Consider the following 17,819-nt stretch of genomic DNA (forward strand, 5'->3'; position numbering starts at 1 on the left):
ACAGCTGCCCGCGGCGACCCGCTCGGCGTGCAGCTGGTGCGCCCGGCGCAGCAGCGTCATCAGCTCGTCCTCCTGGCGGATCCGGGCCCGGTACTTCTCCGGCAGCTCGCGCAGGCTCTTCTCCTCCACGAGGAGACGGTGGTAGATCTCGTCGCAGTACGCCGGGTCGGTCTCCACGTCGAGGAACTCGGTGGCGTGCCGGCGGGCGGCCGCCACGTGCGTGCGGGCCCGGCCTTTCGGGCTGAGCAGCGACGCCACCACGGTGATCAGCAGCACGCCGATGATGATGGCGAGCGAGAGCAGCGTCGGGATCTCGGCGACGTCGATGTGCTCACCCTCGTTGATGAACGGGACGTTGTTCTGGTGCAGCGCGTGCAACACCAGTTTCACGCCGATCAGCGCCAGGATCGCGGCCAGGCCGTACGACAGGTAGACGAGCCGGTCCAGCAGGCCGTCGATCAGGAAGTAGAGCTGCCGGAGCCCGAGCAGCGAGAACGCGGTGGCCGTGAAGACCAGATAGACGTTCTGGGTGAGGCCGAAGATCGCCGGGATCGAGTCGAGTGCGAACAGGATGTCGGTGCCGCCGATCGCCACCATCACGAGCAGCATCGGGGTCAGGACCCGCTTGCCGTCCTTGTAGGTGAAGAGCTTGTCGCCGTCGTACTCGTCCGAGGTGTGCAGGAACCGGCGTGCGATCCGGATCACGATGTTGTCCGGTGCCTCGTCCGGGTCGTCGCCCTTCTCGCGCAGCAGGTTTCCCGCAGTGACCAGCAGGATCAGCCCGAAGATGTAGAAGATCCAGGCGAACGAGCTGATCAGCGCGGCGCCGAGCACGATGAACCCGGTCCGGGCCAGCAGCGAGACCACGATCCCGAAAAGCAGCACTTTCTGCTGGTCGGCGCGCGGCACCTTGAAGCTCGTCATCAGCAGCAGGAAGACGAAGAGGTTGTCGACCGAGAGCGCTTCCTCGGTGACGTACCCGGCGAAGTACTCGGCGCCCATCGTGGAGCCGCCGAAGATCCAGACCCCGATGCCGAACATGATCGCGATCGACACGTAGATCGACGTCCAGAGTGCGGCCTCGCGCAGCGTAGGAACGTGCGCCCGCCGGACGTGGAAGAAGAAGTCGAACAGCAACAGGCCGACGATGAAGAGGACGGTCAGCACCCACACCAAGCCCGAGACCTGCATGGCAACATCCTAAGGGTGATCGGCGCCCGTCACTGCGGCGCGACGCTGCGACGGAGTGAGAAAAAGTACGTCTGTGAGATTCGCGCCACGCAGGTCGGTGCCGCGCAGGTCGGCGCCGGTGAAATCAGCCCGGCGCAGATCCGCGTCCCGCAGGTCGGCGCCGATCAGCAGCGCGCCGCGGAAGCTCGCGCCACGCAGGTCGGCGCCCCGCATCCGGCGGCCGATCAACTGCGCCCCGCTGTGATCCGACCGGCGGCCACCGGCCCGCGCACGAGCCAGCTCGCTCGCCCGGCGCAGCAACGGATTGACCCGGTTGCGGTACGCGTCCACGTCGAGCGCACGCAGTTGCTCGGCGCTCCCACCGGCCATCCGGTCGGTCTCGGCGAGCGCGGCCTCCAGGTCCCGGCGCAGACCGCGGGCCTCGTCCAGCTTCAATGCCTCGGTGAGGTACCACATCAGCTCGTGCAGCTGCCGCATCACCGGCAGCGACGCGAACATGTCCCCCGCGATCTCCGGCGCCGAACGCCAGTCCCGCCCGCCGAAAGTCTCCTGCGTGATGCGTTGCCCGGCCCCGAAACAGTCGAACACCACGCACCCCGGAAAACCGCGCTCCGGCAGTTTCTCGTGAATGCCACAGAGGAAGTCGTCCCGCAGATTCCGGCACGGCTGCCCAGCCGGTTTGTCGATCGCGAAATCGGATGATCGAGCAAAGGCGGGAGCCACACAACAGAGCGCGGCGCAACGAGCGCAATCAGCGGCCAGACCAGTCACTTCGCCCACTCTAGGACCCCGATTAGGCACCCAGCTCAGTGCGGGGTAAGCTTTGTTCATACCGACGCGGGGTGGAGCAGCTCGGTAGCTCGCTGGGCTCATAACCCAGAGGTCGCAGGTTCAAATCCTGTCCCCGCTACAAGTGGTAGGGGCCCTGTGTTTGCGGAGATCGCAAACTGGGGCCCCTTTACGTTATTCCTTCCTGGGGGCCGAGCCCCCAGACCCCCAGGTTGCGATGGTCGCGCGCGGTGAATCTCTCGCGCTCGGTGCATCTCTCGCGCTTGGTGAGTCTCTTTCTCTTGCGCCTGGTTTGCGGGTTCAGGGGCTTTGCGGAAACAGTGGTTCTTGGTTTGCCCGGCGGTATCGGGTGGCTTTGCTGCGGGGGCCGGTTCCGATCAGGTCTACTGTGCCTTCTTCCCGCATGATTGTCAGCCAGCGGCGAACGGTCTGGTCGCTGAGTCCGGTTCGGGCAGCCAGGTCGGCTCTGGACAGCGTCTCGTCACCGAGAGCGGCAAGCAGCGCTGGGCGGCGATCGGCCCGGCGGGCCGTGCCGCTGGCGTGGAAGGCTGGGCGTGGAGCCAGCCAGTACTGTGCCCAGCGTCGAGTTCCGCTCTGAGTGACGAGCTCACGGGCGACTAGATCTTGGAGTTCGCCAGTTGCCACGCGCGAATCGACGCCGGTTGCGGCCCGGTATGAGCGGTTGTCCAATATCTCCTCCTCCCGGAGCATCGCCAGAGCGACGCATTGGCTGTCAGTGAGGCCAGGCTCGCCGAGCTCTCTGATCCATTGGAGAGTTTCTTCCGACAGCAGGGTGTGATTCGGGAAGGTGACGATGAAGGATGAGACACGGTCCTCAAAGCGAGGCGGGCTCATGCCGGCACCCAGAAGCGCATCGAGCATCGAACGGATGCCTGAGCCCCTGTTCTCGCAGACAGTCCGCGTCTCACCCGGTAGCGGAACGTCCTCGAGGAGTTTGATCAGGGTCGCGTTGCGCGCCGAGGAGATCCCTTCCTCGCCGAGGCTGTCAACCGTGATCGGGCCGAACAGGCCGCCAGGGCTCTTGATGACGAGGCGGTCGGGATACATCTCGACTTGAATCTGGGTCCCTCGTGCGCCTCCCGACAAATCTCGGTGTACCAGGGCATTGACGACGGCTTCACGCAGCGCGGTCTCGGGGTACTCCCAGATGTCCTGCCGGCCCGCGTCGGCCACCACCGCCCGGCGCGACATGTTCCGGCGAATGGCGGCCAATGCGTCACGGGCCATCAGCGGTATCGGGCCTTCAAGAGCGACGTTGTCCAGGAAGCGCTGACCAGAGGCTAGCTCCGCGCCGGTGGCGGTTGGGTAATGGACAAAAGTGAGCATGAGCTGTGGAAAATGCTCTTGTGGATAGGTGCCGAGTGCTAGCAGGCCCGCGAGCGAGACTTCATCCTTGCCCTCCGGATCGGGCACCAGAACCTTTGCCCGGCGCAGAACCGCGAGGCGGTCGAGGTCCTGAAACGCGTATGGCCGACTGGTTCGCAACCGCGCGATCAGGGCATCAACAGCCGGCTGTGCCAGATCGCCGATCCTCGTGCCGGGAACTGCCTGCTCGTCGTCTCGTGGTTGACCTCGCGAGGACAGCATTATCTGGACTTCGTAGGTCGACAAACGTCGGTCGCCATCGCTGACCCGCACGAAGCTGCCCTTGGTGATGCCGGCCCCTTTGTAGAAGCACGGCTTTTGGGCCGGATCGAGTTCGGGAATTTCAGCGACGACTAACCGCTCGTCCTCGAACTTGTGAATTTGAATGAGCGGCCGTATCGCAGGTTCCATCTCCGACGAGCACATCGACGCGAAATCGGCAGCGAGTTTCGCAGGGTTCGGAAGGCCGACAGCCGGGAAGCCTCGGCCTTCATCGAGTCCGAGTATGACGACGCCACCGCGCGTGTTGGAGAACGCGGACAGCGTCTCCCGAAGCGACTTGGGTAATCCTCCGCTGCTGTTCTTCACCTCGACGTCGGCGATGTCCGCGCCGAGGACGCGCAGGTTAGCGACGATCTCACCAAGCTCGGCGTCGAACAACACGGCTCCTTGCCCATCCCGATCATGCCTACTACATGATAGCTAGCATGTTAGTCATCATGATGGTTCTTCCGGTACGCGTACCGAAGGTGGCGTTTTGTCGTCGTCGACCAGGCCGATCATTCCGGCGGACCCGACCACGTTCGAGAGCGGAAGCGGCACCCGCGACCCGTACCAATCCAGAGAGCGCAACCAATCCAGAGAGCGCAACCACCGCAACGTGGGGGTCTGGGGGCTCGGCCCCCAGGAAGAAATCACGAAGAGGGGCCCATGTCCGCGCTTTCCGCGGACACAGGCCCCTTCCACTCGTAGCGGGGACAGGATTTGAACCTGCGACCTCTGGGTTATGAGCCCAGCGAGCTACCGAGCTGCTCCACCCCGCGTCGGTATGAATGAAGCTTAGCGCACCGTCTCCGGGGGCTGCAAAACGGCCCCCGGAGACGGCTGCCACATCAGCTGCCGGCGCTGACTGACGGCGCCACGGCGGGCGCTGTCGTGGCCGGTGTGCTTGCTTCCGTGGCCTGGAGCTGCTGGAAGCGGTTGACCGCGTCGTCGAGGGCCTTCAAGGCTTCACCCTGCTTGACGAAGTCGCCGTCGCGCTGAGCTGCCTTGAGGTCTTCGATGGCCTTGTCGACGGCGGCCGCGGCCTGGGCCAGGTCGCCGGTGACGGTGGGCGGTGCGGTCGACGGTGTCGGTGTGGCGCCGGGCGTGCCGGTGCCGGGTGTGGTGGGCGTCTCGGTTGTCGGTGTGCCTGACGTCCGGCCCAGCTCGGCCAAGGCCTGCAGGCCCTTGGTGAGGTTGTCCTCAAGCACGACGTAGGTGCCGCCGTCGCCGTAGGACATCAGGACTTTTTGCAGCAGCGGGGCCGCGTTGGCCTGGCTGTTGCTGCGCACGTAGACAGGTTCGACGTAGAGGATGTCCTTGTCCAGCGGCAGCGAGATGAGGTTGCCGTAGAGGACTGTCGCCTGGCCCTGGCGGCTGAGAAGTGCCAGGTCGGAGGCGACGTTCGCGTTGTTGGTCATCCGTTGGTGCACTTGGACGGGGCCGGAGACGACGGTGTCGTCGGGTAGCTCCAGCACCTCCAGCTTGGGCTGGCCGTCCACGTACGAGCCGGAGATCAGCGCTGCCATGTTCTCCCGGTCGGCCGGTGTGACGCCGGCTGTGAGCTGGAACCGTGTCTCGTCCTGCTCGGGGAGTTTCACGTTCAGGTAGAACGGCGGCTGCTTGACGCCGTTCTGCGGCGCGTCCGGTGCGTTCGGAACTTCCCAGAAGTCGTTGCCGGAGAAGAACGTCTGCGGGTCGGTGACGTGGAACTTGGTCAGCAGGTTGCGCTGGACCTTGAACATGTCGGCCGGGTACCGGAAGTGCGAGGCCAGGTCGGTCGGGATCTCCGCCTTCGGCACGACGAGGTCGCCGCCGAACGCCTTGTTCCACGCCTTGAGGACCGGGTCGCTGTCGTCGAACTCGTAGAGCTTGACGGTGCCGTCGTACGCGTCGACGGTCGCCTTCACCGAGTTGCGCATGTAGTTGACGTCGTCCCGGGCAAGGGCGAAGGACCCCTGGCCGGTGAGCTCGTCACGCGTCTCGGTCGCGAGGTTGATCTTCTGCGCGTACGGATAGGTCTGCGCCGTGGTGTAACCGTCCAGGATCCAGACGATCTTTCCGCCGACGACGGCCGGGTACGGGTCGCCGTCGATGGTGAGGAACGGCGCGACCTTCTCGACGCGGTCCCGCGGGTTGCGGACGTACATGAGACGCGACTTCGAGTTCACCGCGTCGGAGAGCAGGAAGTTGCTCTCGGTGTTCTTGATCGCGAAGACCGCGCGCTTGAGGAACGAGCCGATCGGCACGCCACCGGTGCCCTCGTACGTGTAGAGCTCGGACGCGTCGCTGTTCTGCTCCTGCGGACGGTCGAACTCGACGTTCTTCTCGGCGCTCTCCTGGCCGACGATCACGTACTCGCTGGACTGCTCGCCGTAGTAGATCCGCGGCTGCTCGGCCTTGATCTCGTCGGTGGTCGAGGCGCAGTTGCCCTGGTTCGTGCTGCCGAGGAAGCCGGAGACGAAGAACGGCAGACCGGTGCCGCAGACCTGGTTGGCCGGCGCCGCCACCAGGCCGTAACCGTGCGTGTAGACGGTGTGCCGGTTCAGCCAGTTGCGCTGCTGGGCGGTCAGTTTCTCGTCGTTGATCTCACGAGCGCCGACCACGTAGTCCTGGGTCTTGCCGTCGATCGTGTACCGGTCGACGTCGAGTTTCTCGCCGAAGTCGTAGAAGCCCCGGGACTGCTGCGACTGGGTGAAAGCTTGCGAGACCAGCTGTGGGTCTATCAGCCGCACGTTCTGCGCGCTGGTGTTGTCGGCCAGGTTGGTCGGCGGGCTGCCGCTGGCCGCGCTGTACTGGGTGACATCGGTGGCCTCCAGACCGAACGCGTCGCGGGTCGCGTCGATGGATCTCTGGATGTATGGCGCTTCCTTGTCCGAGAGGCTCGGCTTGACCTGGAAGTTCTGCACGGCGAGCGGGTAGATGCCGCCGATCGCCACGGCCGAGATGGCCAGCAGCGCCAGCGAGACGCCCGGCCACACCAGGTTTCGCATCACCGCGTTGGAGAAGACGATGATCGCGATCGCGACCACCACCGAGATGTACGCGAGGATCTCCTTGGCCGGCAGCAACGCGTTGACGTCGGTGTACCCGGCGCCGTACAGCCCCGGTGACACGTGCTGCTCCAGGAGCAGCGCCCGCCGGTCCAGGATGTACGCGACCGCCTTGAGCAGCACGAAGATCGCCACCAGCGTGGTGAGGTGGGCGCGTGCCGCCGCCGTCATCCGGTCGCCGACGCCCTGGAGACGCACACCGCCGAAGATGTAGTGCACCGCGAGCGCACCGAGCAGCGACAGCACCACAGCGGTGAAGCCGACGCCGAGCAGGTAACGCAGCAGCGGGAACTCGAAGATGTAGAAGGAGATGTCGACCTTGTGCTCGGGGTCCTGGACGCCGAAGTCTCCGCCGTTGCGGAACAGCATCCAGTCGGCCCATCGGTTCTGCGCGGACAGGCCCGCGAAGAAACCGACGATCAGGCTGACCACGGTAATCCAGGTGCCCAGACGGGGCGTCAGGATCATCCGGTAACGCTCCAGCGTGGCCTGTTCCGCGGAGTGCGGCCGCAGCAGCGGCCGCAGGCGGTACGCCAGGTAGAGGTTTCCGGCGACGATCAGGGTCATCGCCGCGCCGATCACAAGGAACAGCAGCAATTTGGTGAGCAGAACTCCGGAGAAGACCTGAGTGAAGTCGACTTCGGAGAACCACAGGTAGTCGGTGTACGCGTCGATGCCCCACCCGAGCAGCGTGAAAAGAATAAAGACCCCGACCAGGACGCCGACCGTGACGCGACCGCGCCGGCTCATCCTCGGTAGAGGACTATTACGCATGACCAACGTTGGCTCCACACTTCGTCTGGCCGGTGTTTCACCTTACGATGTCGCATCCAGCTTCTATACGCGGCAGAACTGTCTCGTCACTACCGGTGCGGGATCACGAAGCCGTACACGGCTTCGGGGTCCCGCCTGAGGTAAAGGTCGCGAGCGCGGTGAGCGCATCGTCCACCGTGGCGACCTCCGCCATGGGCAGACCGGTCACCGCGTTGCGAAGCGCTTCCGCGCAGTTGTCCTTGGGCACCAGGAAGAGCTCGGCGCCTGCGTCCTTGGCTCCCACCAGCTTCTGCGGGATGCCGCCGATCGGGCCAACGTTACCGTTGTCGTCGATGGTTCCGGTGCCCGCGATCACCTTGCCGCCGGTGAGGTCCTCGGGCTTGAGCTTGTCGATGATGCCCAGGGAGAACATCAGGCCGGCGCTCGGTCCACCGATCTTGTCGAGGTCGATCTCGATGTCGAACGGGTTCGGCTGGGTGGTCTCGATCTCGATGCCGAGCCGGGGGGTGTCGTCACCATCTGCGGTCTTCGTGGTGATCTGAGCGGTACCGGCCTTGCCGTCACGCTGGTAACCCACGGCCAGCGCCGTGCCGGCGGGCTTGGCCCGGACCAGCTCGGTGACCTGGGACGGGTCCTCGATCGTGGTGCCGCCGACCGACGTGATCACGTCGCCGGCGGCGAGCTTGCCCTCGGCGGCGCCACCGGTCGTGACCTTGCGCACGGAGGTCAGCACGGGGTATCCCAGCTCGCGCAGCGCGACCGTCTCGGCGCTGGTCTGCGACTGTTTCCACTCCTGCGCGTTCTGCTCCTGGACCTGCTTCTCGCTCTGGTCCGGCGGGTAGATCAGCTCGCGCGGGACGACCGCGTCCTCGCCGCTCAGCCAGCCCTGGATGGCCCAGACCAGCTCGACTTTCGACTGCACGTTCACCGTGGTGAGGCGTAGCTGGCCTTTGGAGGTCGAGGTCTCGCCCTTCTTGACCTGGATGACCTCGGTGCCGTTGTCCGAGCCGAGGGTGTTGACCGTGGGGCCGGGCTTCAGCACCACGTAAGGCAGGGGCGCGACCATGACACCGGCTGCCAGCAGTGCGGTGATCAGGGCACCGAGGATGACGGTGACACCTCGACGTCTCATGCGCGTGAGAGTACCTACCCACCCTGAGTTCTCTCTGAGCTGATACCGCCCTCAGTCCGCTCGCAGCATTTCGCGCGTACGGTTGGGGACGTGCCTGATATCCCGTTCGGCTTCTCCCTGCCGGGCGCTCAGCCGCCCGACCCCTCCGACCCGCAGCAGATGCAGCAGTTCATGGCGCAGCTGCAACAGATGTTCGCCGCACCTGGAAACGGTCCGGTCAACTGGGACCTGGCCCGGCAGGTCGCCGCCAGCCAGCTCTCGGCGTCCGGCGATCCCTCGGTGAACATGCTGGAGCGCCACCAGGTCGAGGAGGCTCTGCGGCTCGCCGACCTCTGGCTCGACCCGGTGACAGCCCTTCCGAGCGGCGTCCACAAGGCCGTCGCGTGGAACCGCAACGAGTGGATCTACAACACTCTCGACGTCTGGAAAAAGCTGTGCGAGCCGATCGCCGGCCGCATGGTGGGCGCGATGGGCGACCTCGTGCCCGAGGAGGCCCGCGCTCAGCTGGGCCCGATGCAGTCGATGGTGGCGACGCTCGGCGGCGCCCTCTTCGGCGGGCAGCTCGGGCAGGCTTTCGGCCAGCTCGCCGCCGAGGTGCTCTCGGCCGGCGACATCGGGCTTCCGCTCGGCCCGGCCGGCACGGCCGCGCTGATCCCTTCCAACATCAAGGCGTACGGTTCCGGCCTCGAACTTCCCGAGGACCAGGTACGCCTTTACGTGGCGTTGCGTGAGGCCGCACACCAGCGGCTCTTCGGGCACGTCCCGTGGCTCCGGTCGCACGTGCTGAGCGCCGTCGAGACGTACGCGAACGGCATCACCGTGAACCGTGAGGCGATCGAGGACGCGATGAGCCGGGTCGACCCGAGCGATCCCGAGTCGATGCAGCAGATGGCTCTCGAGGGCATCTTCACTCCTGAGGACACCCCGCAGCAGAAAGCCAGCCTGGCCCGGCTGGAAACGGCGCTGGCACTGGTCGAGGGCTGGGTCGGCCATGTGGTCGACGCCGCCGCGGCCGACCGGCTGCCGTCGGTGGCCGCGCTCGGTGAGGCGTTCCGTCGTCGCCGGGGCGCCGGCGGCCCTGCGGAGCAGACCTTCGCCGCCCTGGTCGGCCTCGAGCTGCGGCCGCGCCGGCTGCGTGAGGCCGGCGTCCTGTGGGCGTCGGTGGCCGAGCAACGGGGCATCCCGGGCCGGGACGCGCTCTGGGACCACCCCGACCTGCTGCCCACCGACGAGGACTTCGCCAGCCCGGAGACCTTCGCGGCAGGCCGTTCCGACTGGGACATCAGTGAGCTGGACAACCTGGGCGACGGTCCGAAAGAGGACTGAGTCAGCCGCCGAGGAGGGCCCGGGTGTTGTCCCAGCCCTCCAAGGCGGTGTCCAGCGTGGCCAGCTCAGCCGGGCCACGCAGACGGCGCCACTGCGCGGTCGAGGTGACCTCACCGGGCGTCGGAGCGTTCCGGCGCAGCAGCTGTGGTGTCGCGCTGTCCAGGTCGAGGTCGAGGAGCCAATCCGGCGCGGGCAAATTCGTCGCGACGCCGAGCGCTCCGCCGCCGGGCCCGCCGGGCGCCACCGCGACCGACTTGCTGTCCAGCGGCTGGAGAAGTTTGCCCAGGGTCATGCCGGGCACGTCGGGCGCGTCCGCGGCGATCACGGCGGCCTGGTCGTAACCGTCGCCGGCCGCGGCCGCCAGCACCGGCAGCAGGGTCGGCGCCGGCACGTCGTAGATCTTCATGCCCGGCCAGGCGATCTCCTCGGCCAGCTCACGGTCACCCGGCCCGGCGGCGATCGCGGCGTCCGCCGCCGACAGCCGGGCGAGCAGATCGACCACGTCCTCGGCCAGGGCGGCACGCCAGTCCCGGAGCGCCACTCCGGGCGGGCTCCACGGGACCGGGACCAGCAACGTCACCACCAAGCGCCGAACCACGGCCAAAGCTTAGTGCTCCGCCATCTCCAGGTTTCCGGCCGCGGACACTCCCTCGAGGTAACCGCGGGCGCGCTCGGCTTTTCCGAACCTGTTCACCAGCTCCCAGAAGCGGGCATTGTGACTCGGCACGACCAGGTGGGCGAGCTCGTGCAGGACGACGTAGTCGACGACCCACTCGGGCATCTCCTGGATGCGGTGCGAGATCCGGATGGTCGCGTCGTCGGGGGTGCAGGAGCCCCAGCGGCCGTTCTGATTGGTGACCCATCGCACGCTGGCCGGAACCACCACGTCGGCGTAATCAGCGAGGTATCGCGCGGTCAGGCGCCTGGCGCGGGCCAGCAGCTCGGCGTCGGTGCACCGCAGGCGTTCCTCACGGGCGGCCAGCCGGGCGAGCATCCGCTCCACCCACTCGGTCTCCTCGGCCCGGGAGAACCGGTCCGGGATGAGCACGACGACACGTTCACCGTCGCGGTACGCGGACACCGTCCGGCGCCGGCGCTGACTGCGCCGCACCTCAACGACAGGCTTGCGCACGCGGGCAGCCATTACCGGCTCGCGCGGCCCTGATTCGGGTTCACGTTGAGACGCTAATCCGCCAGCCCCTGGTCACCGCAAGAGTACTGGCAATGAGCTTCTCCGAAAATGCCCACTTCCGACGCATATACCCGAAAAAAATTTCCCCATCCGCAACATCGGGAGACACCTGTCAACCTAGACCATCTTCGACTCAGGCCTCGGGCGGCTTCGGTGTCTGTTTTATGCCTTTCTGATGGCAATCGTCGGCGTGTCTCGGCAATTCTGGCGCAAAAGGACACTTTGACCGGCACACTCACGTCGTCGGCGACACCGCCGACACTGCGTTGACATGGAACCGGCCTGACCTGGGTAAGTGACCGCCCCGGACGGGTGGCCACAAACCGCGTGGCCGCGCGGTCCAGCGCCGCAGAGAGGTTCGCACCCGTAGCCGCGAACGAGGCACCGGGCTGAGCGGCCGACGACACCGACGAGGAGGAACCGTGGCCGACACCACTTACAACGGCTACTGCGTGAAGTGCAAGGAAAAGCGCGACTTCCAGGGCGAAGTGGCAGTCTCCAAGACCGGCATGAACATGGCCAAGGGCAAGTGCCCTGTCTGCGGGACCACCATGAACCGGATCCTGGGCAAGGCCAAGGCGTGACCGCTTCCGGGGAGGGCTGCCGCATGGTCGCCCTCCCCGGTGGCTTCACCCGTTTACCCGTAACCGTGGCCGACCAGTCACGTTGAGTGGTTCGGGGCGACCCCTATCCGCCTGTGGATAACTCGCTTCAGCCTGTGGACAAAGCTGCCCGCGCCCTCGCGGGCCTGTGGATAACATCACCGCTCCGCAGTGCTGCCGTGACAACCTGTCATCCATGTCCCGGACACCGCTGCCGCGGCCGACCCTGATTCCCGGGCTGCCGCGCATCTGGCGCAACCCCGGTGAACTCCAGCTCGGCCTGGATCCCGCGCACGCCGTGGTCCTGCGGCTGCCCGATCCCCGAGCCGCCCGGGTCCTCGATCTCCTCGACGGCGTCCGATCCGAACGCGCCGTGCTCCTGCGGGCCGCCGAGCTCGGCGTACGCCCGGACGAGGCACGCAGCCTGCTCGACCTGCTTCACCAGGCCGGACTCGTGCTGCCCGCCGGAACACTGCTGCCGGCCACCCTGCCGGCCGTCTCCCGCGCCCGGCTCACCGGCGAGGCCGCCGCGCTGGCCCTGAGCGCCGTCTCCCGCCGCACCGGCCAGCCCTCCCCGGCGCGGGTGCTGCGCCGCCGCCAAGCTTCCAGGGTCGCGCTCAGCGGCCGGGGCCGTCTCGGCGCCCCGATCGCGGTGGCGCTCGCCGAAGCGGGTGTCGGACACGTCCACCCGGACCTGTCCGGCACTGTCGGGGCCGGCGAGATCACCGGCGGGCCGCTCGGCACCGCGGACGTGGGCAGCCCGCGCCGGTCCGCAGTCGCCGCCGCGATCCTGCGTACCGTGCCCGGCACGGACGTGCACGGCACCCGTCGCCCGGTCGCCGATCTGGTCGTCCAGCTGGCCCACGACGAGCCGGCCGCCCTGGTCGCGGCCGCGCACGCCGGGCGTCGCCAGCCACATCTCGTGGTCACCATCCGGGACGGCGCCGCGGTGATCGGCCCGCTCGTGCCGGCCGGCGGGCGGCCCTGTCTGCGCTGCGTCGACCTGCATCGCCAGGATCGGGACGCCGGATGGCCTGGCGCGCTGGCGACGGCCGGAGCGGATACCGAGCCGTGCACGGTCGCCACCCTGCTCGCCGCCGTCGCGTACGCGACCGCCGAGGTCCTCGCCCACCTGGACGGCGAGGTGCCGGAAACCCTCGGGGCGGCCGTCGAGATCACCGCGCCGGGCCGGTTCCGGCGGCGTACCTGGCCGCCTCATCCGGCGTGTGACTGCCAGCGGCGGGCCCGGTCCCACACCGGACCTTCACCACATATCCCCAAAAGCACCAGACGACGGGCCGAGTAGCCGCCGGAAGTCGGTCACAATGATCTGGTGACCGACATACCCCGCCGCGCTGCTTCCCGGACCGCCAAACTGGCCGCGCTGCCCCTCGGGTTCGCCGGGCGCACCGCGCTGGGCCTCGGCAAGCGTGCCGTCGGCATCGCGTCCGACGTCATTTCCGCGGACATCCAGCAACGCACCGCCGAGCAGCTGTTCAGCGTCCTGGGCCAGCTCAAGGGCGGTGCGATGAAATTCGGGCAGGCGCTGTCGGTCTTCGAGGCCGCGATGCCCGACGAGATGGCCGGGCCGTACCGGCAGGCCCTGACCAAGCTCCAGGAAGCGGCGCCACCGATGCCGGTGGCGAACGTGCACAAGGCGCTCGCCGAGCAGCTGGGGCCGGACTGGCGGGACAAGTTCGCCGAGTTCGACGACAGCCCGGCCGCCGCGGCCAGCATCGGTCAGGTGCACCGCGCCGTCTGGAAACTGCCGCCGGCCCGCCGCAACGGCAAACCCAAGCTGCTGCCGGTCGCGGTGAAGGTGCAGTACCCGGGTGCCGGAGACGCACTGGTCGCCGACCTGAAACAGCTCTCCCGGCTGGCCGGGATGTTCAAGATCATCCAGCCCGGCATGGACGTGAAACCGCTGATCGCCGAGCTGCGGGAACGGATCATCGAGGAACTCGACTACGAGATGGAGGCGGAGACCCAGCGGGCCTTCGCCGAGGCGTACCGGGACGATCCCGACATCTTCGTGCCCCGGGTGGTGGCGTCCGCACCCCGGATCCTGGTGACCGAGTGGGTCGACGGGAAACCGCTCGCCGACGTGATCAGCGACGGCACCGTCGAGGAGCGCGACGAGGCCGGCCGGCTCATGGCGATCCTGCACTTCTCCGCGCCCGGCCGGGCCGGTCTGCTGCACGCCGACCCGCACCCCGGCAACTTCCGGCTGCTCGACGACGGCCGCCTCGGCGTTATCGATTTCGGCGCGGTGGCGCGCCTGCCGGACGGCCACCCCGAGCCGATCGGCCGCCTGGTCCGGCTCGCTCTCGACGGCCGCGCCAAGGACGTGGTCGACGGGTTGCGTGACGAGGGCTTCATCAAGCCCGACGAGGAGATCGACGCCCAGGCGGTGCTGGACTTCCTTCTGCCGATGATCGAGCCGATCGCGGTGGAGCGGTTCCGGTTCACCCGCGCCTGGCTCCGGGGCGAGGCGGCCCGGCTGGGCAGTCCGCGGTCCCCGGGTTATCAGCTCAGCCGCAAGCTGAACCTGCCGCCGTCCTACCTTCTGATCCACCGGGTCACGCTTGGATCGATCGGTGTGCTCTGTCAGCTCGAAGCGGAGGCTCCGTACCGGGAGATCCTCAAGGAGTGGCTGCCAGGATTCGCACTCACCGATGGTGAAGCTCCTGCTGATGGTGAAGCTCTCACTGACGGCGAATCTCTCACTGATTGAGATCGATAAACATCGAAAAGGCCCGTCCGCAACAGCGAACGGGCCTTTATCTATTGGTGGTCGTCAGAGTCCGCCCAGTTCGCGGCCGGCCCGGTTACGGGCTTCCATCGCGATACGGCGGGCGGAACGGTAGGCCTCAGGTGCGACTTCGCTCTGAGGCCTTCGCATTCGGGCCCTCGACAACGCTTCGTGGATGAGTCTCATCTTGGTGGATCCGTTCGGGGTCATCTTGGTACTCGGCTTTCGGATATCGATCACGGTCATGGGGAGGGAATTCATCTCAGGCCGCCAGGCGGACCGAGTTGCGGGTGTCGAGACCGTTCGCGGCGAGCCGCTCCTCGACCTCGACGGCCAGCTCGGCGTCGCGAGCGACGTCGGCCTTACGGGGACGGCCACGGGGCCGCTTGCGCGGAACCACGGCGCCACGCTCAAAGATCTCTCCACCCCAGACACCCCAGGGCTCACTACGCTCCACCGCTCCGGCGAGGCACTCCACGCGGAGCGGGCAGTCGCCACAGAGCGACTTCGCCAGCTCCAGCTGGGCCGGGGCGTCAGAGAACCACAGGTCAGGGTCGAACTTCCGACAGGGCAGGTTTGCCTCGAGCTCGACGGTCACGTCGAGTGGGGCCAGCGCCAGACTCATAAAGCCCGGTCACCTCTCTCTTCTTCTCGATCTTCTGGATCGCGATACGGGTTGAACACCGGCGGGTGAGCCGGCCAAAAAATTAAGGCCGCGGATCCCGGTTATCGGGTTCCGCGGCCTCGAGGTGAGCCGGAGGTCTGTAATCAGACCGGCCTTCCTCGAGGCGGGACACCGCTGCCACCATCCGTGTAGCGCTTACGCGAGATGGCATTGCCACTGAAGCCAGTGGTCCCCTTGTTTCCATCGACGAGCACCAGAACGGTTTTGCCCAGCTCGGCCTGGACCGGAGCCTGGTGCGCCCACGGAGAAACAGCCCGCTCAGCGACAAGCAGAGCAGAGGTGGCAGGGGCGGACGGCGAGCAAACTGCAGACGGCAGCATCGACGGAATCATCATGTTGAGCTTCATCAGTGCCACCTCCTCCATAACGTTGCACTCGTGTCCTGAATCTTGGCGGGCGGAGCCGCTCGCCAAGATGTGTTCTGAGGCTATGCCTGCCCTACAGCGGAGAGCAAACGAATTAACGGACTAACTTTCGAAGTTTTTCTGGGCAAGATCATCAGGGCTCGCTCCGGCCACCAGAGCGAAGACCGCCTCGCCGTACTGGCCGAGCTTGCGCGGGCCGATTCCGGCGATCGCGACCAGCTGCGCGGGCCCGGCCGGCCGGCGCTCCGCCACCGCCGCCAGGGTCGCGTCGGTGAATACCACGTACGCAGGAACTTTCAGGCTCGCGGCGGTGTTCGCCCGCCACACCTGGAGACGCTCGTACAGGTCCTCGTCGATGTCGGACGGGCAGGTCGGGCAGCGGCCCAATTTGCGGTCCGCACCGGCCAGCAGCGTGGCGCCGCAGATCCGGCAGGAGGAGACCTGCGGGCGGCGGCGGTCGGGTTTCCGACTGGCGGCGATGCCGCGCTCACCCCGGTCCGCGGCGTGGCCACCGGTGCGCTCCAGCTGCGGCAGGAACCGGCACGGGCGGCGCGGACGGCCACCAGGGGCGCGGGACTGGCCGTACGAGAGCCACAGGCACTGTCGCGCCCGGGTCACACCCACGTACAGGAGCCTGCGTTCCTCCTCCAGCTGGTCGGGCGTTTTCGCGTACGTCGTCGGCAGGGTCCCGTCGGCGAGGCCGACCAGGAAGACCGCGTCCCATTCCAGGCCCTTCGCCGAGTGCAGCGAGGCGAGGGTCACGCCCGCCACGGTCGGCGCGTGCTGCTGTTCGGCGCGGCGGGCCAGCTCGTCGTTGAACGCCGAGAGCGACACCTCACGCTGCACCCGGCCGGCTTCGCCTATCGGCAGGATCGCCGGTGTCGCCGCGTACTCCTCGGCGAGGGTGACAAGCGCCGCGAGCGCCTCCCACTGCTCGCGTGCGGCACCGCCCGGCGGTGGCTGGTCGCGGTTCCAGCCGGTGCCCGCGAGGCCCTCCACGACCGCCTGGACCAGCGGGGTCTCCCCCGGGATCGAACGCACGGCGGCGCGCAGCGCGATCATCGCCCGGCGGACCTCGGTGCGTTCGAAGAACCGTTCGCCGCCGCGGACCACGTACGGGACCTCGGCCTCGGCGAGCGCCTCCTCGTACGACTCGGACTGCGCGTTGGTCCGGAAGAGCACCGCGATCTCGCTGGCCGGCGTCCCGCTCGCGATCAGCTCGCGGCATCGACGGGCCACCGCAGCGGCCTCGCCCGGCTCGTCCGGGAAGATCTTGAGTTCGGGTTCCGGGCCGGACGGGCGCTGACCGACCAGCTCCAGGCGCAGTTTCGCCTCGGTGCCCCGGGCCTGCCGGATCACCGCGTTGGCGAGGCCGACCACCTGCGGGGTCGAGCGGTAGTCGCGGACCAGCCGGACCACCACGGCGTCCCGGCGCCGGCGCGGGAAGTCGATCAGGTATCCGGAGGTCGCGCCGGTGAACGAGTAGATCGTCTGGCTGGCGTCGCCGACCACGGTGAGGTCGTCACGGCCGCCCAGCCATGCTTCGAGCAGCCGCTGCTGCAGCGGGTTGACGTCCTGATACTCGTCGACCACGAAGTGCCGGTACTGGGCGCGGATCTGCTCGGCGACGTCCTGGTGCTCCTCGATGCCCCAGACCGCGGCGCGCAGCAGGTCCTCGAAATCGATCACGCCCTGGCGGCGCTTGAGCGACTCGTAGGCGGCGAAGACCTCGGCAACCTTGGCCGGGTCGACCGGGGGCTCGCGCAGCGCCTTGGCGGCCGCTACGACGTACTCCCCGGGTTCGACCAGTGACGACTTGGACCACTCGATCTCACTTGCCAGGTCCCGGGCGGCGGCGCGGTCCGTGCGTACCCCTGCCTTGGCGGCCGCGAGGCCGACCACCCGGACCTTGCTTTCCATCAGCTCGGGCATCGCGCGGCCCTCCAGCAGCCGCGGCGCGAAGTAGCGCACCTGGCGCAGGGCGGCGGCGTGGAACGTGCGGGCCTGGACCCCGCCGGCGCCCAGCGCGGTGAGCCGCGCCCGCATCTCGGCTGCGGCGCGGGCGGTGAAGGTCACCGCGAGCACGTGCCGGGGGCTGATCTCGCCGTTCGACGTCCGGTACGCGATCCGATGGGTGATCGCCCGGGTCTTGCCGGTACCGGCGCCGGCCAGGATGCAGACCGGTCCGGCCGGGGCGGTCACAGCCGTTCGCTGATCCGGGTCGAGCCCGTCCAGCACCGCAGTCACCGCATCAGATAGCACGGTAGGGAATCATGACACCCCTGGCGGGTGTTGTGCTTCTCAGCCGCAC

13 protein-coding genes, 2 tRNA genes and 1 pseudogene are annotated in these 17,819 nt (G+C 67.7%); 5 read left to right on the forward strand and 11 right to left on the reverse strand.

From position 1 onward, the window contains the following. Positions 1–201 precede the first annotated feature (201 nt). Positions 202–1,191, reverse strand: a pseudogene (locus ACQP2E_RS34650) (TerC family protein); the annotation flags it as partial. 9 nt (positions 1,192–1,200) lie between these two features. Further along, on the reverse strand, positions 1,201–1,962 hold the full coding sequence (locus ACQP2E_RS34655) for a pentapeptide repeat-containing protein (protein WP_433827182.1): 762 nt from the start codon (positions 1,960–1,962) through the stop codon (positions 1,201–1,203). 65 nt (positions 1,963–2,027) lie between these two features. Here ACQP2E_RS34655 and ACQP2E_RS34660 point away from each other — a divergent pair. Then, positions 2,028–2,101 (forward strand) — tRNA-Met (locus ACQP2E_RS34660). A gap of 179 nt (positions 2,102–2,280) precedes the next feature. Here ACQP2E_RS34660 and ACQP2E_RS34665 read toward each other — a convergent pair. The 4 genes from ACQP2E_RS34665 to ACQP2E_RS34680 all read right to left on the reverse strand — a co-directional run bounded on the left by ACQP2E_RS34665 (position 2,281) and on the right by ACQP2E_RS34680 (position 8,586). After that, entirely contained in the window at positions 2,281–4,026 is a 1,746-nt protein-coding gene (locus tag ACQP2E_RS34665) for an ATP-binding protein (protein WP_433827183.1), read from the reverse strand. 309 nt (positions 4,027–4,335) lie between these two features. Beyond that, positions 4,336–4,409: transfer RNA gene (locus tag ACQP2E_RS34670), tRNA-Met, on the reverse strand. A gap of 69 nt (positions 4,410–4,478) precedes the next feature. After that, positions 4,479–7,430, reverse strand: coding sequence for a UPF0182 family membrane protein (locus tag ACQP2E_RS34675; RefSeq protein WP_433827184.1), 2,952 nt, complete (start codon positions 7,428–7,430; stop codon positions 4,479–4,481). Between the two features lie 127 nt (positions 7,431–7,557). Further along, the gene (locus tag ACQP2E_RS34680) at positions 7,558–8,586 is read right to left on the reverse strand and encodes a YlbL family protein (RefSeq protein WP_433827185.1); all 1,029 of its coding nucleotides are present in this window, start codon (positions 8,584–8,586) and stop codon (positions 7,558–7,560) included. A 90-nt stretch (positions 8,587–8,676) separates the two neighbouring features. Between ACQP2E_RS34680 and ACQP2E_RS34685 the strand changes: the two genes are divergently transcribed. After that, positions 8,677–9,912 carry a zinc-dependent metalloprotease gene (locus ACQP2E_RS34685; RefSeq protein ID WP_111651746.1) on the forward strand — a complete coding sequence of 412 codons (1,236 nt, stop codon included), beginning with the start codon at positions 8,677–8,679 and terminating at the stop codon, positions 9,910–9,912. Position 9,913: 1 nt separating this feature from the next. Here the strand turns inward: ACQP2E_RS34685 and ACQP2E_RS34690 are convergent, their stop codons facing one another. Together ACQP2E_RS34690 and ACQP2E_RS34695 are read right to left on the reverse strand one after the other, a co-directional pair. Then, positions 9,914–10,510 (reverse strand): hypothetical protein, encoded by a 597-nt coding sequence (locus tag ACQP2E_RS34690; RefSeq protein WP_433827186.1) that lies wholly within the window; start codon positions 10,508–10,510, stop codon positions 9,914–9,916. A 9-nt stretch (positions 10,511–10,519) separates the two neighbouring features. Continuing rightward, positions 10,520–11,056, reverse strand: coding sequence for a M48 metallopeptidase family protein (locus ACQP2E_RS34695; RefSeq protein ID WP_433827187.1), 537 nt, complete (start codon positions 11,054–11,056; stop codon positions 10,520–10,522). A 470-nt stretch (positions 11,057–11,526) separates the two neighbouring features. On the opposite strand from ACQP2E_RS34695, the gene ACQP2E_RS34700 reads away from it, so the two are divergent. From ACQP2E_RS34700 to ACQP2E_RS34710, 3 genes are all read left to right on the forward strand, one after another. Next, entirely contained in the window at positions 11,527–11,688 is a 162-nt protein-coding gene (locus tag ACQP2E_RS34700) for a DUF5679 domain-containing protein (protein ID WP_172890699.1), read from the forward strand. A 214-nt stretch (positions 11,689–11,902) separates the two neighbouring features. After that, positions 11,903–13,012, forward strand: coding sequence for a hypothetical protein (locus tag ACQP2E_RS34705; RefSeq protein ID WP_433827188.1), 1,110 nt, complete (start codon positions 11,903–11,905; stop codon positions 13,010–13,012). Positions 13,013–13,039: 27 nt separating this feature from the next. After that, entirely contained in the window at positions 13,040–14,440 is a 1,401-nt protein-coding gene (locus tag ACQP2E_RS34710; RefSeq protein ID WP_433827189.1) for an ABC1 kinase family protein, read from the forward strand. 280 nt (positions 14,441–14,720) lie between these two features. On the opposite strand, the gene ACQP2E_RS34715 is transcribed toward ACQP2E_RS34710, so the two are convergent. The 3 genes from ACQP2E_RS34715 to ACQP2E_RS34725 all read right to left on the reverse strand — a co-directional run bounded on the left by ACQP2E_RS34715 (position 14,721) and on the right by ACQP2E_RS34725 (position 17,746). Then, complete coding sequence (locus tag ACQP2E_RS34715; protein WP_433827190.1) at positions 14,721–15,083, reverse strand: WhiB family transcriptional regulator; 363 nt, start codon at positions 15,081–15,083, stop codon at positions 14,721–14,723. Between the two features lie 143 nt (positions 15,084–15,226). Continuing rightward, positions 15,227–15,490: a hypothetical protein gene (locus ACQP2E_RS34720; RefSeq protein ID WP_433827191.1), complete on the reverse strand. Its 264-nt coding sequence runs from the start codon at positions 15,488–15,490 to the stop codon at positions 15,227–15,229. A gap of 120 nt (positions 15,491–15,610) precedes the next feature. Continuing rightward, entirely contained in the window at positions 15,611–17,746 is a 2,136-nt protein-coding gene (locus tag ACQP2E_RS34725) for an ATP-dependent DNA helicase UvrD2 (protein WP_433834182.1), read from the reverse strand. Positions 17,747–17,819: the final 73 nt, after the last annotated feature.

The organism is Actinoplanes sp. CA-015351 (assembly GCF_050955685.1).
GTDB lineage: Bacteria > Actinomycetota > Actinomycetes > Mycobacteriales > Micromonosporaceae > Actinoplanes.